The sequence below is a fragment of the Sinorhizobium sp. Y406 genome (assembly GCF_058732025.1).
On record NZ_CM178974.1, the window covers coordinates 2209505 to 2230443 of the forward strand.

Genomic DNA, 20939 nt, shown 5'->3' on the forward strand with positions numbered 1-20939 from the left:
CACCATTTTGGAAAGATCGGCCGCCCGCCATTTCGCAAGCCCGCGCCTGGCATCAATCCCGTTCATTTTACGGGTCCGGCTCGATTGACATCAGGCGCGGCCGCACCTAATCATCGGGGATCGATTGGTTCCCGGAAAGCGAACGCGCTTCGGGAGTAAACGGGAACGTGACGGGTGGACCCAAGCTGGGCATCTTAATCACGGCCGACCCCGCGACTGTAGTGCGGTGTGAATTTGCCGTTCCGGAGCGATCCGGAAAAAGCCACTGGGAAGGACCGCGAGAGGGCGGTTCGATCTGGGAAGGCGAGGCAAATCCCTGGTGTAAACCTGACGCCGCGAGCCAGGAAACCTGCCAATCGATGCGGGCGCAACGCCCAATCGGGAACATCCCTTGCCATCACGGAGGTTGTCATGGCTACGTCTAACGTTTCGAGCGTCTCGCTCTCCCTCAGCGATCGTCTGGTTGCGGGCATTCTTGCCCTTATGATCGGCGGTTTCCTCGTCTTCGGTGCAGGCCTTGCAAATTCGGCCGTGCTCCACGACACGGCGCACGACACCCGCCATTCCTACGGCTTCCCCTGCCACTAAGCCAATGGAACGCCTTGCGCGTTCCGGATCGAAGCTGAACAGAGCCGTCAGGCGCTCCGAGCATGTGCGCATGCCATCCGGCATGATGTCGCGGCTCGCGCATCGGCGTCCTTTGTGCGCTCTGAAAGGCGCAGGGCGCTGTAGGGGTGCCCGACTGCGTTGGCTGGACCGTGCTCCCTACAGCGCCGCGCGCGTTATCAGACGCGCAAAGGTCGCTGTAGCACCTTATATTGCTGCATGTCTTTGTCGTTAAATCGAGGACGATTAAAGGAGACATGCAGTAGGGGAAGCGCTGCATTGAGGAAAATCGACACATGATCGTCAAGACACTTCTGGCCGCAATCGTGGCCGGGCTGATCGCCGGCGTCTTCATGACCGCCGCCCAGGAACTGCGCGTCACGCCGCTGATCCTGCATGCCGAGGAATTCGAGGGCGGAGAGCAGCCTGCTGCGGGTCACGAGGAGCATTCGTCTCTGAACGGTGTTTCGCCGCTCGAAAAACTTCTCGCCTTCGTTTCGCCGATAACGCCCGCCTATGCCCATGAGGGCGGACACGAGGAGGAGAGCGGAATCCTGTTCGGCATGAGCCGCTTTTCAGGAACGCTGCTCGCCAACCTGGTCACGGGCGCCGGCTTCTCGCTGCTGCTTGCCGGCATCAGCATCATGACAGGCCATCGGATCACGCTTGCAAACGGGGCGCTCTGGGGCGCCTGCGGCTGGCTAGCCGTGCACATGCTGCCGGCGCTCGGTTTGCCGCCGGAGCTGCCCGGCTTCCCGGCTGCCGACCTTGGCGAGCGCCAGGTCTGGTGGGCCTTGACCGTGCTGCTCTCTGCCGCGGGTCTCTACCTGCTGGCCTTGCGCGGAGAACTGGGCTCGAAGGTCGCGGGCCTCGTGCTGATCGCCGCACCTCACGCCTATGGCGCGCCGCAGCCGCTCGATATGTCGAGCAACGTTCCGGCCGTCCTTGGCGCGGAATTCGCGGTTGCGGCACTAGCCACGACACTCGCCTTCTGGATCGTCCTCGGCATCGTTTCGGGCTTCATCAACGACCGGGTCGTGAAGGCCGGCTAAGCAGGCTCACCCCTCCCCAACCCCTTTCTCGGCCGCACCGTTTCCACCCAAATCTCGCCAGTTGGAGCAGACGCTAGAGCGCGTTTCGATCTGACTGGATCAGATCGGCGCTCTAACGCTTTCGTTCTGAGGCATGATCTTATCGATCCTCGTTTCACTCCGGTCGGATCATGCTCTAAGGGTATTGGGAGCGCAGGCGATCGCCGCGGGCTCCAAGCCCCTCCCACCTGTGGGGAGGGGCTTGGTTCGGCTAAGGGCATTCTCAGTCAGTTTGGTGAGTGCGTCCATTCTATCGTGGGTGACAATCCACCACTTCACATCCAACCGACTTCCCCTCCGGCTCAAGCAAATGCGCCTTTAATCTCTCGCGCCGTGTCTCGGCCCTCAGCAGCACGCAGGTGTCGCAGAAATCGCCGCCTTCCGTCCGATAGTAGAGACAGCAGCCGCTGCGCATCCGATAGGTTCGACAAAGCGCACCGCCCGGGGTTTCGACGCTTATCTCTTCATATCGCAGGTCGCGCGACGCGAGCGGTGAGCCCGCGCGTTTGACGATGGCGAGAGCCCGCTCGATCGCGACCGCCTGCTCCCCCCGCAGACGCCCGATTTCCAGGAAAGCGCCCGCCAGGCCGTCGGTCGCAAGCCGCCATTGCGCCCGTGCGGAAAGACCGCAGCGGCGCTTGATGAGCGCTATGATCGATTTCATATGCAGGACGAAGCCATCGTGGAACTGTTGCTCCCCCTCCTCACCTTTCCCGGCGGCCGCAGACGGCGCATCGAGGAGGAAATGAAAGCGGCCAGCCTCGAAGCTTCGCCCGCCATCGATCCGCGGATAGGTCTCGAAGCGGAGCCCCGCGATCCGGGGCACAAGGCCGGTGGCGAGATAGACAGCGCCCATCGCGAGGCCGAGTGGGTGACAGTAGAAGGCGATCAGATGCGCCGCCCGGATCTTGTCGTCCATCCCGGAGGCGAAGCGGTCCTGATAGGCAAGGCAGGCCTCCATTCCGGTCGAGCCCTCCGCCCAGAAGGCGGCCGTGACCGCGAAGCCCATCGGCCCCTCGAGCGAGCAGCCAACTTCCGGAAAGGCAGCCGTGAGCCAATCGATCGACGCCGCAAATCCCCCGCTCTCCCGCATCGGCCCTGCACCCTCCTCACCATTCACACTCCAGCGCCGCCCGTCTCATGCGAGGCGCAAAGGCCGCCTCTCTTACTCAGCACACGCGGTGAAAGCCATCCGCCCGTAAAGCCCGCCCTTTCCAGCCCCCGCGTGAACGCCGGAATGCCGCGCGTCAGCTCCCAAAGCAAGCCGCTTCGCCAGTTCTCGATCATCATGACCGTGAGTCCCTGGTCAAGCCCGACGACGCGATCGTCCACCCAGCCTTCGGGCCCCTCACCCGGCAGGCTCGGATTGAAGCCGCCGGGAAGGCGCCCCTCGCGAAGCAGCGCCGGATAGCGGGCGAGCAGGTGGGAAAGGCCGCTCAGGCAGGCGTCCGGCTCGAATGGCAGGCCAGCAAGCGGCGCCCAGGGAACCAGCGTACCGTCATCGGCGCCGAAGGGGGCGCCGCGCGCCGCATAGCCGAGCAGTCTCTGCCAACGGCCATTGCGGAGCTTCGCCCTTCCCCGTGGCGCATGGCAGGCGCTGAACCCCCAGAGGTCGCGGCAATAGCCTGCAAAGCCGTGCGGATTCGCCTCCGCATGGGCGCGCTGGAGCCTGATCGCCCGGCGCGTGTTCTCGAAATAGTCGCTTGACGCCTCCTGCATGCCCCCGTCGCGAATGGCGCGGAAGTCGATCCAGGCATGCGGAAAGAGATGGATGAAGAGCGCGCCCTGGTGAAGATGCCGCGTTCCGTCGATCGTCAGCCATTCGTGTGCCGCGGCATAGGCGCCGTAGCTTTCCGGCGCGATCGGATGGTCGGGAGCGCCGAGCGCCAGCACATAGATCAGCAGCGCCTCGCTATAGCCGCGCCAGCGGTGCTTCAGGAAGCGCCCGGGCGGCCTCCATCCCATGGTGATCGTCTCGCCGCGATTGAGCGCCCAAGCCCAGTCTGCCCGCGCGTATAGCCGCTCGGCAAGATCGCGAATGCGCGCCTCGGCCGCGTCCTGCCGGGTGAAATAGGCGGCAGCCGTCAGCACACCGGCAAGGAGCAGCGCACTGTCGATCGTCGAAAGCTCGCTATTCCAGGCGCGCTCGCCCGTCCGCATGTCGAGGAAATGGTAATAGAAGCCGCGATAGCCGCTCGCCCGGGAATCGCTCGCCTGCCTGCTGCCCTCGAGGAAGCGCAAAGCGGTGAGTACGCGTTGGGCCGCATCCCCCCGGCCGATCCAGCCGCGCTCCACCGCGACCGGATAGCAACTGAGCCCGAAGCCGGTTGCCGCGATGCTCGCCGGCGAACCGGGCCGCGCCGTATCGGCGACGAGGCCAGTCCGCGCACCCGAATGCAATAGAAAATAATCGAAGGCGGCGCGCTGCAGGCGGTCGATCCGGGCAAGATCGCTGAAGGGCGCGGCATGGAGCATCGGGGCGGCCTCGTTCAATATCCGCGCCCTTTGACGCGGCGATCAACTATTATTGTAGCCGCGGCTTACCGCAACAGTCGCCGATTTGCGATCCTGTGATAAAGTCCCGTGATGGAGCCGGTCGGAAACCGAAGCTTCCGACGGCAGAGCTGATGATCGGCAGATGCGATGTTGAGCACTCTGGCATTGATCCTGTCTCTTAGCGGCAGCCCCGTGCAAACGGCGGCCGCTCCCCCCGATGTCGACGTGGAACTGCTGCTGGCCGTCGATGTCTCCGGCTCGATGGACATGGAGGAGGCGCGGGTGCAACGCTCCGGCTATGTCCAGGCGCTGCGGCATCCGGATTTCATCAATGCGATTGAGGGCGGCTATCTCGGTCGCATCGCCATCGGCTATTTCGAATGGGCCGGGATGGTCAACGAGGCCTCGGTCGTCGGCTGGCAGGTCATCGAAAGCGCGGAAGACGCCGATGCCTTCGCCTCGCAGATCGAGGCCCGGCCGATCGGCCCCAGGCGCGGCACGTCGCTCTCCAATGCGATCCTCTTTGGCACGAACCAGATCGAGTCGAACGATTTTTCAGGCACCCGGCGCGTTCTCGACATTTCCGGCGATGGGCCAAACAATACCGGGCCGCCCGTACCTCCTGCGCGCGACGAGGCCGTCTCCCGCGGCATCGTCATCAACGGCCTGGCAATCATGATCCGCCCGTCCTTTTCGACCGGGCCGCTGGACGAATATTACACGGCCTGCGTCATCGGCGGTCCGGGCGCCTTCGTACTGCCGGTACACGAGCCCGAGGATTTCGCGATCGCGATCCGCCAGAAGCTCGTTCTCGAAGTGAGCGGGCTGCCGCCCGCGGCGACGCTCACCCCCGCTGCCGCGGAATCCGCGGCAGACTGCATGATCGGCGAAAGGCTGCGACCGGGCTTCCTCGACAGGATCTACCCGGAACTGGACCGCTAGCCCGCATTTCTCACACTCGCTATGCCCTGCGCCGGTTGAAACAAGCGACAGGGTAGGAGAATGGTACAGAGCGGTGTGGGCCATCGGGCAAGCCATTTGACGCACACTGTCGCCTGCTTCAACCGGCCCGAAGGGTCGCGTTTTGGCGGACGTCTTCAGGCGAAAGCCGCTTGACCATAGCTTCGGCTATGCTTTGCGCGCCTTTCGCCTGCATTCGTCTCGCCAAAACGTGACGCAGGGCACAGCGAGTGTGAGAAATGCGGGCTAGACCCCCTACTGCAGCACCCGCGGGCTGAAGTCCAGGTCCACTCCGGTGACGGTGTCGCGTCGGTTCCGTATTTCACTGGACACCGCCTGCAGCGCCAGATCGACGCAGTATTCCAGGGCCTGCGCATCCATGGCGCGAGCGCTGTCGCGGATATGCGTCAGCATTCTCGCAATGCTCGCGAGTTCCGATTCATGATCGGCCGTAGACGAGACAGAGTAAGTCATCTGAACCCCCATTCCAGCTTTCCCTTGGCCGACTATAGCCGAATTCCGTGTTATTGCGCGTTGCACAAGCGTTGCACGCTATATGGTTGTGTACCGTAAAGGACTTACAAGTAGACGTCGTGTAGAAACAATGCAACCGCAACCGCGCTTTCGCCGCGGTCGCGGATCACGCCACCCGTCCTTACTCGATCGCCAGTCGAGAACTCGCGCGAGGATACTCTATGCCCTCGCCTGGAGTGGCGATGGCCATTGCTTGAGAGTAAACTGAAGTTGGAGGTGTTTCCATGCGCCGTCTGCTCGCCGCCGCCTTTGTGTTCGCTCTTGCATGCCAAGCCCGAGCGGAAGTTCTGATCGGGGTCGCGGGCCCAATGAGCGGAAAACTTGCCTGGACTGGTACCCAGCTGAAGCGCGGCGCGGAGATGGCCGTGGCCCAGATTAATAGTGCCGGCGGCGTACTCGGCCAGCAGGTCCGGCTTATAGTGGCCGACGACTACTGCGATCCTCAGCAGGCGGTTGCCGCGGCCAAGAAGCTTGTCGCCGACGGTGCGGGCTTCGTCATCGGGCATTATTGCTCCGGAGCCTCGATACCCGCTTCCGAGATTTATGAGGAGGCGGGCGTTCTGCAGATTTCGCCGTCATCGACCAACCCGTCATTGACCGATCAGGGACGCGCCAACGTCTTCCGCGTCTGCAGTCGCGACGATGCCCAGGGCTTCGTGGCCGGCAATTATCTGGCCGACCATTGGGGCGAGAAGAGGATCGCCGTTCTTCACGACAACACGACCTACGGCAAGGGTCTCGCCGACGAGACTAAAAAACAGTTGAACAAACGCGGAGTGACCGAAACGATCTACCAGAGCTACGCCCCCGGGAAGGACGACTATTCGGCCGAGATTGCTGCTTTGCAGGCAGCGGAAATCGCGGTGCTCTATCTGGGCGGCTACCATACGGAGACCGCGCTCATGGTTCGCGCCGCGCGCGACCGAGCCTATTCGCTTCAGGTGATCTCCGGCGATGATACGGCAACCGAGGCATTCGGCCTTATTGCCGGTCCTGCCGCCGAGGGCACGCTCTTTACCTTTGTCGCCGACCCGCGCCAAAATGCCGAGGCAGCGGAAGTCGTCGAGCGCTTTCGGGCCGAGAATTTCGAGCCCGACTCCTGGACTCTGCACAGCTACGGCGCCGCACAGGTCTGGGCACAAGCGGTGACGAAGGCGGGATCGCTGGAGCTGAAGCGCGTCATCGCGGCGCTGCGCCAAAATCATTTTGACACGGTGTTGGGCCGGATCGATTTCAATGAGAAGGGCGATCTCACCGTTCAGTCCTGGGTGTGGTATGTTTGGAGAAATGGCGAGTACGTGCCGATGCAGTAATTTCGCGCTCACTGATGCGGCTCGCCCGTGAGGCAGACTGTGCGGACCATGTTGACCGCATTGGCCGGAGCGAGGGGTCGCCGCGATGTTTGAGCGTCTTGGCATTCGCGGTCGTCTGCTGTTCGCCTTCTTCGGTATCAGCGCCTTCGCGGTGCTTGCATCCGCGGGCGCCCTGTACGCATTCCTGCAGTTGAGTCGGATGCTCGAACGGGTGACTGAGCACCGGGTCCCATCTGCAACTGCATCACTTGAACTCTCCCGCCACGCCGAGAGGGTTGCGGCCACGGCACCCGCCGTCCTTGCTTCGAACAGCAAGGCGCAACACAGCGAGATGTCGGCCGCGATCAGGAGCGAGATGGCGCGCCTCGAAGAGCTGCTTGCCGACCTTACAGGTGCGACGTTGAGCACAGCCGTCGTCGGTGAGATCGAAGACGCGGCGATTGGTCTGCGACGTAACCTGAACGCTCTCGATAATCTGGTCTCTGTCCGGCTTGCCGCTGTTGCACGCAAGGACGAACTCATACGACGCCTGTCGACCACAACCAGTGCCAGCCAGCGGCTTGTCGCACCCGGTATACTCGTGATGAGCTCCAAGGTACCCCGCTGGCGCGCGGCCACGGAGGATGAGAAAGCGACACCAGAGGCACGCGCCGCCGCGACCATGGATCTTGCGCGGGCAATCGCCGCCTACTTTCCTCAGCAGGCCGCTCAACGGGAGATCTCGGCTATAAACGGCACGCTCTTGCAGGCGGCAGCCGCACCGACCCGCGGCGACTTGTCGCTTCTTTCGTTTCCCTTGCACCGCTCGGTCGATGCCCTCGAGGCGGTGACACCCGAATTCGATGAGCAACTGCGCACGCGGTTTCAGCAACTCGTCGGCGAATTCAAGGCGCTGATCGACGGACCAGGGAGCATTCCAAGCGCCCGCGATGAAGAGCTCGCGGTGCTGGCAGAGGGCGAAAGACTGGTGGCGGAGAACAAGCGATTGTCGCGCAATCTAACGTTTGCCGTGGACCGCCTGGTGGCGGCCGCCAAGGGCGATATCGCCGAGGCGGGCCGTGAAGCCGTCATGGTTCGGAGCTTCGGTACCGGAATCGTCCTTGGCTCCGCACTTCTCAGCCTGCTGAGTTCAATCCTGATCGTGTGGCTCTATGTCGACCGCAACCTCCTGGCCCGTCTCGCGGGTTTGAGCCGCAGCATGCTCGCGATAGCGGCGGGCAATCTTCGGGTGCCGCTACCGGAAACCGGCGGCGACGAGATCGGCCGCATGGCCAAGGCCCTTCGCGTGTTCCGCGACACGGCGGTCGAGATCGAGGAAAAGAACCTGCGCGATGTCGCCGAAGCTCGCCAGCGCCTGGTCGATGCAATTGAAAGCATTTCGGAGGGCTTCGCCTTTTATGACGGAGAGGACCGGCTTCTCCTCTGCAATAGCAGATATCGTGAGATTCTATATCCGGGAATGGACGAAACCGTCGTTTCCGGAACCCGGTTCGAGAACATCATCCGCGCGGCGGCGGAACGCGGCCTGATAGAGGACGCGATCGGCCGGGAGGAAGAATGGGTCGCCGAGCGTCTGGCAGCGCATCGCAATCCCTCCGGAACGCTCTTGCAGCAGCGTGACCCGGATCGATGGATCCAGATCAGTGAACGCCGGATTTCAGGTGGCGGCACTGTCGCGGTCTATTCGGACATCACCGAGCTGAAGCGCCGGGAGCAGGATCTTTCCGAGAAAACGACAGCGCTCGAGGCACTCTCCGCCAAGCTTGCCAAATATCTCGCGCCGCAGGTTTACAGCTCGATCTTCAGCGGCCGCCAGGACGTCAGGATCGAGAGTCAGCGAAAGAAGCTGACGATCTGCTTCTCCGACATCGCTGCATTTACCGAGACGACAGACAAGATGGAATCGGAGGAATTGACCCAACTCCTCAACCAGTACCTCACCGAAATGTCGAAGATCGCGCTCGCCTTCGGTGCAACCGTCGATAAATATGTCGGCGACGCCATATTGATGTTCTTCGGCGACCCCGAAACCCGCGGAGTGAGGGAAGACGCGATCGCCTGTGTTTCAATGGCTCTCGCCATGCAGCGGAGAATGGGCGAACTCGGCGAGGCCTGGCGCGGCATCGGCATCGAGTCGCCGCTGCGTTGCCGGATCGGTATTCATACCGACTATTGCACGGTCGGCAATTTCGGCAGCGAAGACCGGATGGATTACACGATCATCGGCGGCGCCGTAAATCTCGCCGCGCGCCTCGAGCACGAGGCAGCACCCGGAACCGTGCTGATCTCCTACGAAACTTTCGCGCAGGTACGGGAGCTGATCCACTGCGAGGAAATGGGTCACATCCGCATCCGGGGAATAGCCTATCCCGTCGCCACTTATCGCGTCATCGACTTCCGGACCAACCTGACCGGAGGTTCTCAGTCCATTCGGACGGAACTGCCTCATCTGATACTTGAGGCGGAGCCTGACCTCATGTCGACCGGCGAGCGCAAAGAGGCGGTTGCCGCCCTTCGACGGACCCTCGACCGGCTTTGTCGCTAGCGCATCGGCCGAAAATCGTACCGGATTTTCGCAAAGTTCGATGCGCAGATCTCGCCGATAGCGGATAGGGGCAAAATCCCCTCACGAGGCAATCGCCTTCGACAGGGCCCGCGGGCCGAAACGGCGGGCTCTTTCGCCCTCAGGGTGTTCGAGCGCCGGGGCAAAGACCTTGACGACGGAAAACGGCAGATCGTCGCAAGACAGAGGAACGGCGATCAGCCGCTCGACACCCATCCCCTTCACCCGATCGATGACGTGGCGCAGCAGCGTATCGACCCCACCGCCAATGCTGGAAGTCTGAACCGCCTTCGCCTGCGGCACCGCCAGGAAGGCGCGCCGCGTCGATTCCGGCAGCGGCCGCTCGAAAGCCTCGGAATAGACGTCGTCGCGGGCGCCGCTGATATAGGTGAGCCGCGACTGCGCCGCCTCGGTGACTGCCCGGATCGCGGCGCGGCTGGCGGAGAGATGCGCCCCGCAACCGCTCGTCACCTCCACGTAGCGCAGGCCCGCGGCGGTCGCCGTGCCACGCGGCCCGAGAAACGCCAGGAAACAGGGAATGGCAATGTCGCTGGTGATGTCGAAGAGCCGCAGGTCGAGCTCCGCATCGCGAAGGCGGCCGACGAGCGCGTCGAGCGCCGGATCGCCGAGCGCCTCGGGGGCGATGCATTGCCGATGGCGGATATCAGGACCGGACACCTGCCAGAGAACATGCGCGTCGCGCTCGACCCGCTCCAGAAGGCCGTGCAGGATTGCCTCCTCCCGGATGTTGCCCGATGCGAGCCCGTCGGAGGACATCCAGAAACGCGAGGGCCGCGTACGGTCGAGAAGCGTCGCCCCGAGCGGCACGAATATGTCGCCGCCGGAGACGAGATCCGTGCCGCGAACCCATTCGGCCGCTTCATCCCGAGGAAGATCCCCCTGCCCCGCGGAGATCAGCGCGTTGAGCGGATCGACGGCCCGCCCCGAGGCGCTGAGCTCGTCGGCCGTCGCCATCACCGTTTCGACTGCCGGCTCGCCGGCAACCGCGCGCTCCAACGCTTCCATGACGGCGGATATGCGTGCATCCGCATCCGTCAGGCCCTTGCCCTGCGCAACGACGATGGAACGGGAATTTGGCGTATAGGCACACCAAATCGGGATTCCGACCCTGTCGAGACCCGTATGCCTGGCGACACGCGTTACGCCGAAGACGCCAAGATAGGGCCGAACGCGGGCGAACGTTTCTTCCGGGGTGCACACCCGGTCGGAATAGCTGTTGCCCGCGATCGGCCTCTTCTCAATGTCGAGATCAATCACCCGTCCATGTGACCGGCGAAAACCTCGTCGGCCGCCGACACCGCCACCGCGAGATCGACATTCTTGACGAAAACGCTCCCCGGCCTGCGAAGTGCGTTCACGCTCGCCAGTTCGCCCGTCACGGAATTAAGGGCCCTCACCGTTCCGTTTCCGAGATCCGCCAGCCACAGGCCAGATTCCCCCGGGATACCGATCACAACAACTCTAGCCATACTGCTTCCCTTCATGCTCTTTGATCAAAATCCCGCTTTCTTCAGCCCCTCACGGTAGAGGTCCTTCTGCCATTGTTCCTTGAACGGAATGACAGCAAGCCATTTGTCAACGTCGAAGGTCGGGTTGGCCTTCAATACACGCATTCTGTAGTGGCGCGCCTTCTTGTAGTTCCCAAGCATCGCCCAGCTCGCTGCGACGAGCCTGCCGCCCGGCGTCTTGTCCTTCATCCTCTGCACAAAGCCGATGCACTCCTGGTATTGGCCGAGGCTATAGCTGGCACCTGCAGCACTCCAGAGATAGGCGTCCGGCGCCAGCGGATTAAGCGAAAGCGCCTTATCGAGCTTTTCCAGCGCCTCGGCCGGGCGGGAGGAGTGTATGAGTGTGTCGGCATGGCTGTAGAGCACGTCGGCATAATGCGGACTCAATTGCTCGGCCTGGTCCAGCGAAGAAAGGCTTTCGTCCAGATCGCCCCGATAGAGCTTGACGACACCCACTTCCCGATGGGCGGCGGACAGAGCATCGTTGCTCTCAATGGCCTCCCACGCGTGCTGCTCCGCCATTGTCAGGAGCTCTTCGTCGGCGCGCGCTGTCAAAAGCCACTCGTTCACGTAGGTCCGCGCGATGCCGCTCAGCGCCGGCGCGAAATCCTGCTTGTGCTTCAGTGCCTCGCGAAAATCGCGACGCGCCCGACGAACCTCCGGCAGGCCGAGGCCGGAAAGATTTCTGAGCCCGGCCAAATAGACGTAATAGGCCTCCGGATGCTCCAGATACTCCAGATACTCCGCCTGAGCCGTCTCGACCCGATGCGTCACAGCCCGGGCGATATGAAAGGCGATCTGCTCGCGCTGCTGGAGAAGGCCGACGGGCGAGACCGGAAAGCGCTCCGCCCAGACGATCTGGTCGGAAGGCAGGAAGATGAGCTGGGTGAAAAGGCCCCGATCCGACATATGGCAATCGAGCGCATAGGTGACGCCGTGCTTCTCGAGAAAGGCGGCCTTGTCTGCGGCCTCGCGAATGCGCTCGGCCGTATAGGGTGCTACGACCGACATCGAACGCAGCGAACAGAGCCCGATGGTGATGTCCTCGATCACCGCCACGCTGACGGCGTGGAGCATGGGGTCGCTGCCGAAGGCGGCGGGCGGAAGCAGCGCAACCCGCGGCACCCGGGCCATGTCCGGCGCCCTGACCTCCCCCGGCATCTCGCGGGAAATTGCGCCGGGCGGCAGCAATGCCTTGGGCGAAGCGACCTCCAGCAACGGGCCCCGGCTGGCGCGCTCCAGAATTTCGAGAATGGCCGTATCCGCCGGGTCGAGTTCGAGCAGGTGCATCGAGGCCGTGCGCAGCATTGCCCGATCGGAAAACCGCCCTTCGCCGTCAATCAGCGCCCCCCGAAGCCGGGCGGTGAAATCTCGCCGCTTCTCCGCAACCCAGTCCGCATAACGCCCCGGCGGCAGGTCCGCGAAAGCGAGGAAGGTTTCACGCCAGAGCGAAAGCGCCTTGCGGAAGTCTTCCTCGGAGCCATTCGGCGCCTCGAAATCGGCGAGATCTGAGGTGACCGGCCCGAGCGTCACCTCCGCTTCCGTCGCCGACAGGACCAGTCCACCGCCCGTCGCCAGATGCCGCATGCGCCAGAGCGTCGAGCGTAAGTTGTTGAAGGCGACGGCCTTTTCCCGTTCCGGCCAGATCAGCGCCGCGAGCTTCTCGCGGGAGGCTACCTCCCGTTCGGATGCGGCGAGATAGGCAAGGATCAGCAGACCGCGCTCCGGGCACACGACGACCGCGCCGCCGGCATCGGTCAGCCGCAACTCCCCGAAAGTCTGAAGATGATAACCGCACCCCGTCACGAAAAGCTCAACGGCATTACAGCTTCACAAAACCACGACCCGGCACGACCCGCCGGATCGGACGTCGCCGCCCTTTCGATAGGAAGCCTGATGCCCCGCTCATTCCCGCCCCTCGCTTGACTGTCTCGCTCGATCCGCCGGTTGAGAACGGCGCATCCTCGAAAAAGAAGGAAAAGTGCACGTCCAGAATTTCCGCGATCCTCTCCAGGCGCCTTGCGGAGACCCGCGACTCACCCTTCTCATATTTCCGGATTTCCCCGACGGGCACGCCCAAAGCCGCAGCCATCTCGCCCTCGCCCACCTCCAGCATCGCGCGACGAAGCCGAATGCGGCGACCGACAAAAACGTCGATGCTATTGGGCAAGCTACGCCCCATCCGACGACTCCTCGCGTCAACTGCTGGCTGCTCATGTAGAAGGATGCTTGAAAATGGAGAGGGATGCAACCCGAAGGTTAGGTGGTGCACAGGGTTGGTATGTCGCAGCGATGCTGCTTCGGGCGGGGATCGACATGGCATACTGGAAACAAGGGGGTCAGGGCCGATTGGCTCACCTTTTAACCGACCAGTTGGCAAGACCCTGATTTTTTTGGTGATTGGTGGGCCCGGAGGGACTCGAACCCCCAACCAAGCGGTTATGAGCCGCCGGCTCTAACCATTGAGCTACAGGCCCTTTCGGCGTCAGCCGGCCCGCGAACCAATGGCAATTCGCGGGGTCGTGAAAGGCTCTAGCCGAAATCCTTTTTGCCGACAAGCCATTGCCGCAATGCCTACACAATCGATAAGCATGGATTGACGGCAGAAAACAACCGGAGAGAAACATCCATGATGTCCACACGCATTGCCCGCGCGGTGCAAGCCACCGCCATCGCCGCCGCCTTTGCCGGCCCTTTTGCGGCCGCCGCCCTGGCGCAAGACAACGGCAACGGGGAGAAGGCGCGCGTGGATACGCCCCGCGGCCGCCAGGCGGTGATCAAGGTCTCCGGCGAGGGCCGTGCGACGACGGCGCCGGACATGGCGATCGTGCAATTGAGCGTGGTCAAGGATGGAAAGACCGCGCGCGAGGCTCTCGACGCCAACAACAAGGCGATGGCGGAGGTGCTTGCGGCGCTCCGGCAGGCGGGCATTGCCGATCGCGATCTGCAGACGAGCGGCTTTTCCATCAATCCGCAATATCACTATCCGCCGAATGATGACGGCGGCAACCGACCGCCGGAGCTCGTCGGCTATCAGGTGGTCAACGGCGTCACCGTGCGCGTGCGGGATCTGACGAAACTCGGTGAGGTTATCGACAGCTCGGTTTCGCTCGGCATCAACCAGGCGGGCGGCATCGAATTCACCAACGACAATCCGGATGCGGTGATCACCGAGGCCCGCAAGGCAGCCGTCGCCGACGCGATCGGCAAAGCGCGGGTGCTGGCCGAAGCCGCCGGCGTCTCGCTCGGCCGGCTGATCGAACTCTCCGAACAGCCGGCACGCCCCGAACCGCCGGTGCCCTTCGCGCGCATGGCAAAGGAATCCGCCGCCGACCAGGTGCCGATCGCCACCGGCGAAAACGCCTATAATGTCACCGTCAACGTGACCTTCGCGATCAATCAGTAGGGGTTCGATGCGCTTCGAGTATGGGTTGTACCGCTGGCCGCCCCTCCGCCTGCCCGTCCACTGCAGCGGCTGCGCTGCAGCTGCGGAGTGTGGACCGGCACCTTCTCCCCGCAAGCGAGGCGAAGGGGCTCGCGGCACCGCCTCGGTCCGCCTCACAGCGACGGCATCTCAGCGCTCCACGCGGTAGGCCGCTGCGGGAGGAAACGACGAGGCAAGCACTCGTCCCCTCGCCCCGCTTGCGGGGAGAGGTTGGTCCTCGGGTTAAATCCCGAGCAGAAGAGTAAACCGCCGCAGACCCTAACGCATGCGGAAGTACAAAAAAGCCCCCGGCGCGCCAAGCGTCGGGGGCTCTCTTTTCCGTCAGCCCGGGAAGAGACTGGACGGAGGGGATTACCAGCGGCCGATGATCGGGCAACCGCGGACATTGGCGAAGATGATCGCCTGACGGTCGCCGTGGCGGCGGCCGGCGACGACAACCTGGCGGCGCGAGATGTCGGCGATATGGGCGCGGCGCAAGCCACGGTCACGCGCCTTCTCTATGGCGAGCCCCGGGACGCAACGGCCGCGGCGGCCGCCCCAACGATCGCCACGATCCCAGCGGTCGCGGCGCCAGTCGCGCTCGTCGCCCCAGCGATTACGATCGCGGTCGCGATACTGGACATCGACGCCCGGTCCGATTTCGAAAACGAGCGAGTCGGCCGAAGCGACGGAGGCCCCACCGGTAAGACCGGTCAAGCCGACGACGGCGGCGACGGTAGCATTGATTAGGAACTTCTTCATGGCATTTCTCCGGTGCAGCGAAAGTCTCGTTTCAGCAGTCAATCTCTACGATTGAGCCGACTATAGGCCGGACAAGCTGAACGTTCCCGGAACCCCCCATTCATGTGCTGTTCAGATACGCCGCGCTGTCCGGGCATAATCGCCATGCCAAATCGCAGGGGTGGAAGGGCGGCAGCCAAACGCCGGCGCCTTCCGATCGGAGAAGAAACGGCCGCGATAGGGATTTGTTCCTGTCTGCCGCCGCTCGTCGGCCCGGCAGCCGAGGGCGTGGCAGTCCGACGGGCCTACTGCATGTCTGCGCTTTAGAGACAAACACATGCAGCAATTCAAAGTGCTACAGCGACCCTTGCGCGTCTGAGAAGACGCGCGGCGGCGTAGTCAGCCGGCCGCCAATTCCCGTTCGAAGTGGCGGATGTTGCGATAGTGGCTGAGCCGCACGATCGCGCCATCCTCGATCTCGAAGACGAAAACGCTCGGGATGGAATAGCTCTGGCCCGACGCCTGCGGAAAGCCGGCCAGGGTCTCGCGATAGATGCCGCGGGCGGTCGTGTCGGCGGCCACATGCTGCCCGGATGCCTCGTGCATCAGTACAATGTCCTCGAAGCTCTCGTCGAAGTGGCGGAGATAATTCATGATCCAAGCCCTGAGCGGCTCGACGCCGAGCATCCGCTGGCCGGTGAGCGGGTCGAAAGCGACGTCTTCGTCGACGAGGCTGGCAATCGTCTCGAAATCCCGCGCGTTCACGGCGTCGATGAAGCGGCTGGCAATCGTCTGGGCGTCAGGCATCGTCTCCCCCTGTTTTCAACTGCCGAGATGCAGCACGACCTCGCGCCGGTGGGCGCTGTCGCGGTGTTCAAAAAGGTAAAGCCCCTGCCAGGCGCCGAGCGCCATCCGGCCGTTCATCACCGGCACGCCGAGCGAGACCTGGGTCAAGGCGGCCTTGATGTGGGCGGCCATGTCGTCCGCCCCCTCCTGCGTGTGAACGACCCAGCGCATGGATGAATCGGACGTCGGCGGCACCAGGCGGTGGAAGAATTCCCGCAGGTCGCGCTGCACGTCCGGGTCGGCGTTTTCCTGGATGAGGAGCGAGGCGGAGGTATGGCGGACAAAGAGGGTGAGAAGCCCCTCTGACACGCCCGACCCTCGCACGAATTCGGCCGCCTCGCCGGTGAACTCGTAGAGGCCCTGCCCGCTTGTGGCGATGGTGATGACGGTTTGCGGCATCTGTTGTCGATCCTGTTTCGAGGCGCCGCGCGAACCGGCGCCTACCCCTTCTCGCCTGCCCTGCAGGCGACCGGCATGAGCGTCTGGGTTGCCGACAACTTAACCGGAACCTACCATAGGTGAAAGCACGGTCACAGCTCAAGGAAGCTCTTGAAGCCTCCATAGATCATGCGCTTGCCGTCGAAGATCGATTTCCATTCGTCGCCCTGCAGCCGCGGATCCGCCATTATCTTGGCGACGATCGCGTCGCGGTCCTCGCGGGATTTGTAGGTGATCCACGAGAAAACGACGGTCTCGTCGTCCGACGCTTGCACCGCGCGCGGAAACGACGTCACCTCGCCATAGGGCACGTCGTCTCCCAGGCACTCCACATAGCTGAGCGCGCCATGTTCCATCCACACGTCGCCGGTCTTGCGCGCCAGGTCCTTGTAGGCCTCGACTTTCGCCTTCGGCACCGCGACCAGGAAGCCATCCACATAGGTCATATTCGTTTCCTCCGTTGATAGACTGCCAAAGGACGGCTGAGGCCGAACAGTTCCGACAGGCGGCGACTATTTTCGCTATTTTTTTGACGGCGGCGGCCGACAGCTCTCAGTTGCCGCAGCCTTGCAATTGCCGCGCGTAGAGGGCCGCCATGCCTGACGCCCGCTTGGCGCCCGCCTTTGCCGTATCGCTCCAATTGCCGCGGGCATAGCCGCCATGGCCGTGATAATACGCGATATAGAGCCGGTAGGGATCGTTGAGCGCAATACCGTTCCGGCGGTGGCTTTCGTTGTGATACCACGCGATGAAGCGGATCGCGTCGGCGAAGTCGGTCCGCCGCGCCATCCAGCGCCCGGTTTCCGCCTGGTAGCGGCCCCAGGTGCCGTCGAGCGCCTGCGAATACCCGTAGGCGGTGGAAATGCGCTTCCAGGGAATAAAGCCGAAGAGCTTGGTGCGCGGCGGCCTGGCATTATGCCGGAAACCGGATTCGGTATAGATCGTCGCCATCAGCACGGGCACGGGCACGCCATATTCGCGCTCGGCGCTCTTGGCGGCGCGGCGCCAATCCTGGAACAGGCCATCTCGCTGCTCGAATACCGCGCAGGCGTTCCGGGTGTTTTTCGGCACCGTTCCGCAGCCGGCCAGCAACAGGAGGACGACGACAAAAACGCAACGCATCGCAGAACCTCTCGTTTGCGAGAGATTGATAAAGCGTAAATGTTAAGGATCGGTATTGAGTCGAAACTCGAAAGAAGGGAGGCGGGAGCCGGCGGGTAAGCCGCGAACGCCTTTCAGTGTCGCTTGTGCGTCCTTCCTTCAGAGCGCACAAGCCATGCTGAGGGGGTCCTGAATTCCCGCATCGGCCCGATGATCGGGCACGATTTCGGGCCGATGCGTCAAATGCGCAGCGCCTCGATGGGCCGAAGTAGCACGACGGCTCTTACTATCCGAGGGTGCCGATCAGTTCGCGGTAGGCCGCCTCGGGGAAGGCTTTCAAGGTCCGCGTCCTGACATTGCCATAGGTGCCGAGCGTCAGGGCGAAACGCGCGGCGATGGCATCGTCCGGCGCCTCACAGATGGCGACCATGTCGTATTCGCCCATGGTGAGATAGAATTCCTTGAAGGAGCCGCCCATCTCTTCCAGCACCTTCCTTGCCGCGTCCAGCCGTTTCGGGGACTCGCGTACGTTCTTGATACCCTGCTCGGTCCAATTGAGAAGCACGACATATGTGGTCATCTCTTCACCTCCCAAGGGCATCCCGCCTTCGATTGAAAGCGGCAAAAGATGCCCCGATTCGTGAAGGAGCAGAGCAGGCTGGATTGAGCCGGCCCGTTATCCGCTCCAACTTCTGCAGAAAACGATGACATTCATGATCTAAGCCGCTTCAACCCAGATCACCACTGAGGACAAGGGGGTCGACGCCTGCGGCGCAACGGCTGCTCGTGCACTGCGACCCAGTGCCCTTTGCTACAAGCCGCGAAGTATAAACCTGCAGCCGGAAGCTAACAAGTTGGCGAGATGGCGCAGCGCGCCTGCCCCAAACGAGAAAAGCCGGGCTTTTCGGCCCGGCTTTTCTCGTCTTGAATTGTCCGCGGTCAGCTGTCCAGGAAGGAACGCAGCTTGCGCGAGCGACTCGGGTGCTTGAGCTTTCGAAGCGCCTTCGCCTCGATCTGGCGGATACGCTCGCGGGTGACGGAGAACTGCTGGCCGACCTCTTCGAGCGTATGGTCGGTGTTCATGCCGATGCCGAAGCGCATGCGCAGCACGCGCTCCTCGCGCGGCGTCAGCGAGGCGAGGACGCGGGTGGTCGTCTCGCGCAGGTTCGCCTGAATGGCCGCATCGATCGGCAACAGCGCATTCTTGTCCTCGATGAAATCGCCGAGATGCGAATCCTCCTCGTCGCCGACCGGCGTTTCGAGCGAGATCGGCTCCTTGGCGATCTTCAGCACCTTGCGGACCTTTTCGAGCGGCATGGCGAGCTTTTCCGCCAGTTCCTCCGGCGTCGGTTCGCGGCCGATCTCGTGCAGCATCTGGCGCGAGGTGCGCACGATCTTGTTGATCGTCTCGATCATGTGCACTGGAATGCGGATGGTGCGGGCCTGGTCGGCGATCGAGCGGGTGATCGCCTGCCGGATCCACCAGGTCGCATAGGTCGAGAACTTGTAACCGCGACGATACTCGAACTTGTCGACCGCCTTCATCAGGCCGATATTGCCTTCCTGGATCAGGTCCAGGAACTGCAGGCCGCGGTTCGTGTACTTCTTGGCGATCGAGATCACGAGACGCAGGTTCGCCTCGACCATCTCCTTCTTGGCGATACGCGCTTCGCGCTCGCCCTTCTGCACCATCGACACGATGCGGCGGAACTCGGCGATGGAGATGCCGGTTTCGGTCGCGAGATTCTGGATCTCCTGGCGGATGTCGCGGATCGTCTGGTTCTCGGCCTTGGCAAATTCCTTCCAGCCCTTGCCGGCGAGATTGCTGATCGACTTCATCCAGTTCGGATCGAGCTCGGCGCCGGAATATTGCTCCAGGAAAGCCTCGCGGCGGACGCCGTAGGATTCGGCGAGGCGTAAGAGCCGGCCCTCGTTCTGCGTCAGGCGCTTGGAGATGTCATAGAGCTGCTCGACCAGCGCATCGATGCGGTTCTGGTTGAGCGACAGCGACTTCACCGCCTTGATCAGCTCGTCCTTCAGCTCCTTGTAGCGGCGCTCCTGGGCCGGCGACAGCGTGCCGGTCGCAGCCAGACGCGCTTCCACCTGCTGGTCCTGCAGCTTGCGCAGCTTCTTGTAGGTCTCGGCGATGAGGTCGAGCGTCTCCATCACCTGCGGGCGCAGCTCCGCTTCCATCGCGGCGAGCGAGAGGTTGGACTCGTCGTCGTCCTCTTCCTCTTCCTCGACCGGCTGGCCCTCGCCGCCGACATTGGTGATGTCGTCGTCATTGGCCGCCGTGCGCGTCTTGCGAACCTTTTCCTTTTCTTCGGCCGCCTTGCGGTCGGCCTCGATCTTCTCCGGGCTCTGGAACTGCGGCGCCGCCTTGGCTTCGGGACCGGAATAGGTGGTCTCGAGATCGATGATCTCGCGCAGAAGCGTCTGGCCCTCGTTCAATTCGTCGCGCCAGATGATCAGCGCCTGAAAGGTGAGCGGGCTCTCGCAAAGACCGGCAATCATCGTTTCGCGACCGGCCTCGATACGCTTGGCGATGGCGATTTCACCCTCGCGGGAGAGAAGCTCCACAGAGCCCATCTCGCGCAGATACATGCGCACCGGGTCGTCCGTGCGGTCGGTCGGTTCCTTCTTCTTGCTGGCCGCAAGCGCGGTGCCGCCCGAGGGCGCAAGTTCGCCGCCCTCGCTCTCGCCCTCGTCGGCGCTGTCCTCGTCATCGCCGCCCGCGACGTCCTCGGCCTCCTCGTCCTCGACGACGTTGATGCCCATATCGGACAGCATGGCCATCGTGTCTTCGATCTGCTCGGAGGTCACCTCTTCGGACGGCAGGACGGAGTTGAGCTCGTCCATGGTCACATAGCCGCGCTTCTTGGCGGCCTTGATCATCTTCTTGACAGCGTCGTCGGAAAGATCGAGAAGCGGACCGTCCGGCGCACCTTCGCGTTCAACGTCCGCTTCTTCGTTTTCTTTGACTTTTGTTGCCATTTATTCGTCGCTTTCCTTGTCGCAACCGGCCTGCACCCGGTGCCAATTCCGCTCGGAAGTTTCGGGCACGCCGCGTACCCGCCACCGATTCATTTCCCCTGACGTAACGGGATGTTGTTTAATTCCTAATTAACCACGACAGCGTTCGCGGTTGAGCGGGCAAGCTTCGACAGTCCTGCCACTCAGTCGTTTCTGGCATGAATCCCTATCCGCCGTACCATGTCGCCATTTCTGCTTGAAATGGTGATTCCCAGAATTTTCGATCCCGTCAAGCTTTTCCGGTGAAAAACCGCGCAATTCGGC

At 62.9% G+C, this 20939-nt stretch carries 20 protein-coding genes, 1 tRNA gene and 1 riboswitch; of the genes, 6 read left to right on the forward strand and 15 right to left on the reverse strand.

Annotated elements, in window-relative coordinates; all coding sequences use genetic code 11:
- Nucleotides 1-108: 108 nt before the first annotated feature.
- Nucleotides 109-371: riboswitch (cobalamin riboswitch) on the forward strand.
- 40 nt (nucleotides 372-411) lie between these two features.
- Together AC4P1R_RS10560 and AC4P1R_RS10565 are read left to right on the forward strand one after the other, a co-directional pair.
- Nucleotides 412-588 (forward strand): CbtB domain-containing protein, encoded by a 177-nt coding sequence (locus AC4P1R_RS10560; protein WP_034851357.1) that lies wholly within the window; start codon nucleotides 412-414, stop codon nucleotides 586-588.
- Between the two features lie 314 nt (nucleotides 589-902).
- A complete protein-coding gene (locus AC4P1R_RS10565) occupies nucleotides 903-1658 on the forward strand; it encodes a CbtA family protein (RefSeq protein ID WP_492176890.1) in 756 nt (251 codons plus the stop codon).
- 289 nt (nucleotides 1659-1947) lie between these two features.
- Here the strand turns inward: AC4P1R_RS10565 and AC4P1R_RS10570 are convergent, their stop codons facing one another.
- Nucleotides 1948-2790 (reverse strand): (2Fe-2S)-binding protein, encoded by an 843-nt coding sequence (locus tag AC4P1R_RS10570; protein WP_492176891.1) that lies wholly within the window; start codon nucleotides 2788-2790, stop codon nucleotides 1948-1950.
- Nucleotides 2791-2813: 23 nt separating this feature from the next.
- Nucleotides 2814-4172, reverse strand: a complete 1359-nt coding sequence (locus AC4P1R_RS10575) for a glucoamylase family protein (protein WP_492176892.1) — start codon at nucleotides 4170-4172, stop codon at nucleotides 2814-2816.
- A 168-nt stretch (nucleotides 4173-4340) separates the two neighbouring features.
- Between AC4P1R_RS10575 and AC4P1R_RS10580 the strand changes: the two genes are divergently transcribed.
- The gene (locus AC4P1R_RS10580) at nucleotides 4341-5135 is read left to right on the forward strand and encodes a DUF1194 domain-containing protein (RefSeq protein WP_492176893.1); all 795 of its coding nucleotides are present in this window, start codon (nucleotides 4341-4343) and stop codon (nucleotides 5133-5135) included.
- A 273-nt stretch (nucleotides 5136-5408) separates the two neighbouring features.
- On the opposite strand, the gene AC4P1R_RS10585 is transcribed toward AC4P1R_RS10580, so the two are convergent.
- The gene (locus AC4P1R_RS10585; protein ID WP_069461442.1) at nucleotides 5409-5639 is read right to left on the reverse strand and encodes a hypothetical protein; all 231 of its coding nucleotides are present in this window, start codon (nucleotides 5637-5639) and stop codon (nucleotides 5409-5411) included.
- 272 nt (nucleotides 5640-5911) lie between these two features.
- Here AC4P1R_RS10585 and AC4P1R_RS10590 point away from each other — a divergent pair, with 272 nt between their 5' ends.
- Nucleotides 5912-7000: a branched-chain amino acid ABC transporter substrate-binding protein gene (locus tag AC4P1R_RS10590; protein WP_492176894.1), complete on the forward strand. Its 1089-nt coding sequence runs from the start codon at nucleotides 5912-5914 to the stop codon at nucleotides 6998-7000.
- 85 nt (nucleotides 7001-7085) lie between these two features.
- Nucleotides 7086-9545: a PAS-domain containing protein gene (locus AC4P1R_RS10595; RefSeq protein WP_492176895.1), complete on the forward strand. Its 2460-nt coding sequence runs from the start codon at nucleotides 7086-7088 to the stop codon at nucleotides 9543-9545.
- Nucleotides 9546-9626: 81 nt separating this feature from the next.
- Here the strand turns inward: AC4P1R_RS10595 and AC4P1R_RS10600 are convergent, their stop codons facing one another.
- The 5 genes from AC4P1R_RS10600 to AC4P1R_RS10620 all read right to left on the reverse strand — a co-directional run bounded on the left by AC4P1R_RS10600 (nucleotide 9627) and on the right by AC4P1R_RS10620 (nucleotide 13569).
- Nucleotides 9627-10838 (reverse strand): YcaO-like family protein, encoded by a 1212-nt coding sequence (locus tag AC4P1R_RS10600; protein ID WP_492177735.1) that lies wholly within the window; start codon nucleotides 10836-10838, stop codon nucleotides 9627-9629.
- Nucleotides 10838-11053 (reverse strand): hypothetical protein, encoded by a 216-nt coding sequence (locus tag AC4P1R_RS10605; RefSeq protein ID WP_492176896.1) that lies wholly within the window; start codon nucleotides 11051-11053, stop codon nucleotides 10838-10840. The genes AC4P1R_RS10600 and AC4P1R_RS10605 overlap by 1 nt, the downstream gene beginning before the upstream one ends.
- A gap of 24 nt (nucleotides 11054-11077) precedes the next feature.
- Entirely contained in the window at nucleotides 11078-12898 is a 1821-nt protein-coding gene (locus AC4P1R_RS10610) for an AfsR/SARP family transcriptional regulator (RefSeq protein ID WP_492176897.1), read from the reverse strand.
- A 16-nt stretch (nucleotides 12899-12914) separates the two neighbouring features.
- Nucleotides 12915-13274: a helix-turn-helix domain-containing protein gene (locus AC4P1R_RS10615; protein ID WP_069461437.1), complete on the reverse strand. Its 360-nt coding sequence runs from the start codon at nucleotides 13272-13274 to the stop codon at nucleotides 12915-12917.
- A 219-nt stretch (nucleotides 13275-13493) separates the two neighbouring features.
- Nucleotides 13494-13569, reverse strand: a tRNA-Ile gene (locus tag AC4P1R_RS10620).
- 152 nt (nucleotides 13570-13721) lie between these two features.
- On the opposite strand from AC4P1R_RS10620, the gene AC4P1R_RS10625 reads away from it, so the two are divergent.
- Nucleotides 13722-14498 (forward strand): SIMPL domain-containing protein, encoded by a 777-nt coding sequence (locus AC4P1R_RS10625; protein WP_492176898.1) that lies wholly within the window; start codon nucleotides 13722-13724, stop codon nucleotides 14496-14498.
- Between the two features lie 390 nt (nucleotides 14499-14888).
- Here AC4P1R_RS10625 and AC4P1R_RS10630 read toward each other — a convergent pair whose 3' ends face one another.
- The 7 genes from AC4P1R_RS10630 to rpoD form a co-directional block, all read right to left on the reverse strand.
- On the reverse strand, nucleotides 14889-15278 hold the full coding sequence (locus tag AC4P1R_RS10630; protein WP_069461435.1) for a hypothetical protein: 390 nt from the start codon (nucleotides 15276-15278) through the stop codon (nucleotides 14889-14891).
- A gap of 378 nt (nucleotides 15279-15656) precedes the next feature.
- On the reverse strand, nucleotides 15657-16064 hold the full coding sequence (locus AC4P1R_RS10635) for a ketosteroid isomerase-related protein (protein WP_492176899.1): 408 nt from the start codon (nucleotides 16062-16064) through the stop codon (nucleotides 15657-15659).
- Nucleotides 16065-16079: 15 nt separating this feature from the next.
- Nucleotides 16080-16502 carry a secondary thiamine-phosphate synthase enzyme YjbQ gene (locus AC4P1R_RS10640; protein ID WP_492176900.1) on the reverse strand — a complete coding sequence of 141 codons (423 nt, stop codon included), beginning with the start codon at nucleotides 16500-16502 and terminating at the stop codon, nucleotides 16080-16082.
- Between the two features lie 131 nt (nucleotides 16503-16633).
- Entirely contained in the window at nucleotides 16634-16987 is a 354-nt protein-coding gene (locus tag AC4P1R_RS10645) for a DUF1428 domain-containing protein (RefSeq protein ID WP_492176901.1), read from the reverse strand.
- Nucleotides 16988-17093: 106 nt separating this feature from the next.
- Nucleotides 17094-17663: a transglycosylase SLT domain-containing protein gene (locus tag AC4P1R_RS10650; protein ID WP_069461431.1), complete on the reverse strand. Its 570-nt coding sequence runs from the start codon at nucleotides 17661-17663 to the stop codon at nucleotides 17094-17096.
- 265 nt (nucleotides 17664-17928) lie between these two features.
- Nucleotides 17929-18222 (reverse strand): GYD domain-containing protein, encoded by a 294-nt coding sequence (locus AC4P1R_RS10655; protein ID WP_069461602.1) that lies wholly within the window; start codon nucleotides 18220-18222, stop codon nucleotides 17929-17931.
- Nucleotides 18223-18581: 359 nt separating this feature from the next.
- Complete coding sequence (gene rpoD / locus AC4P1R_RS10660) at nucleotides 18582-20636, reverse strand: RNA polymerase sigma factor RpoD (RefSeq protein ID WP_069461430.1); 2055 nt, start codon at nucleotides 20634-20636, stop codon at nucleotides 18582-18584.
- Nucleotides 20637-20939 lie beyond the last annotated feature (303 nt).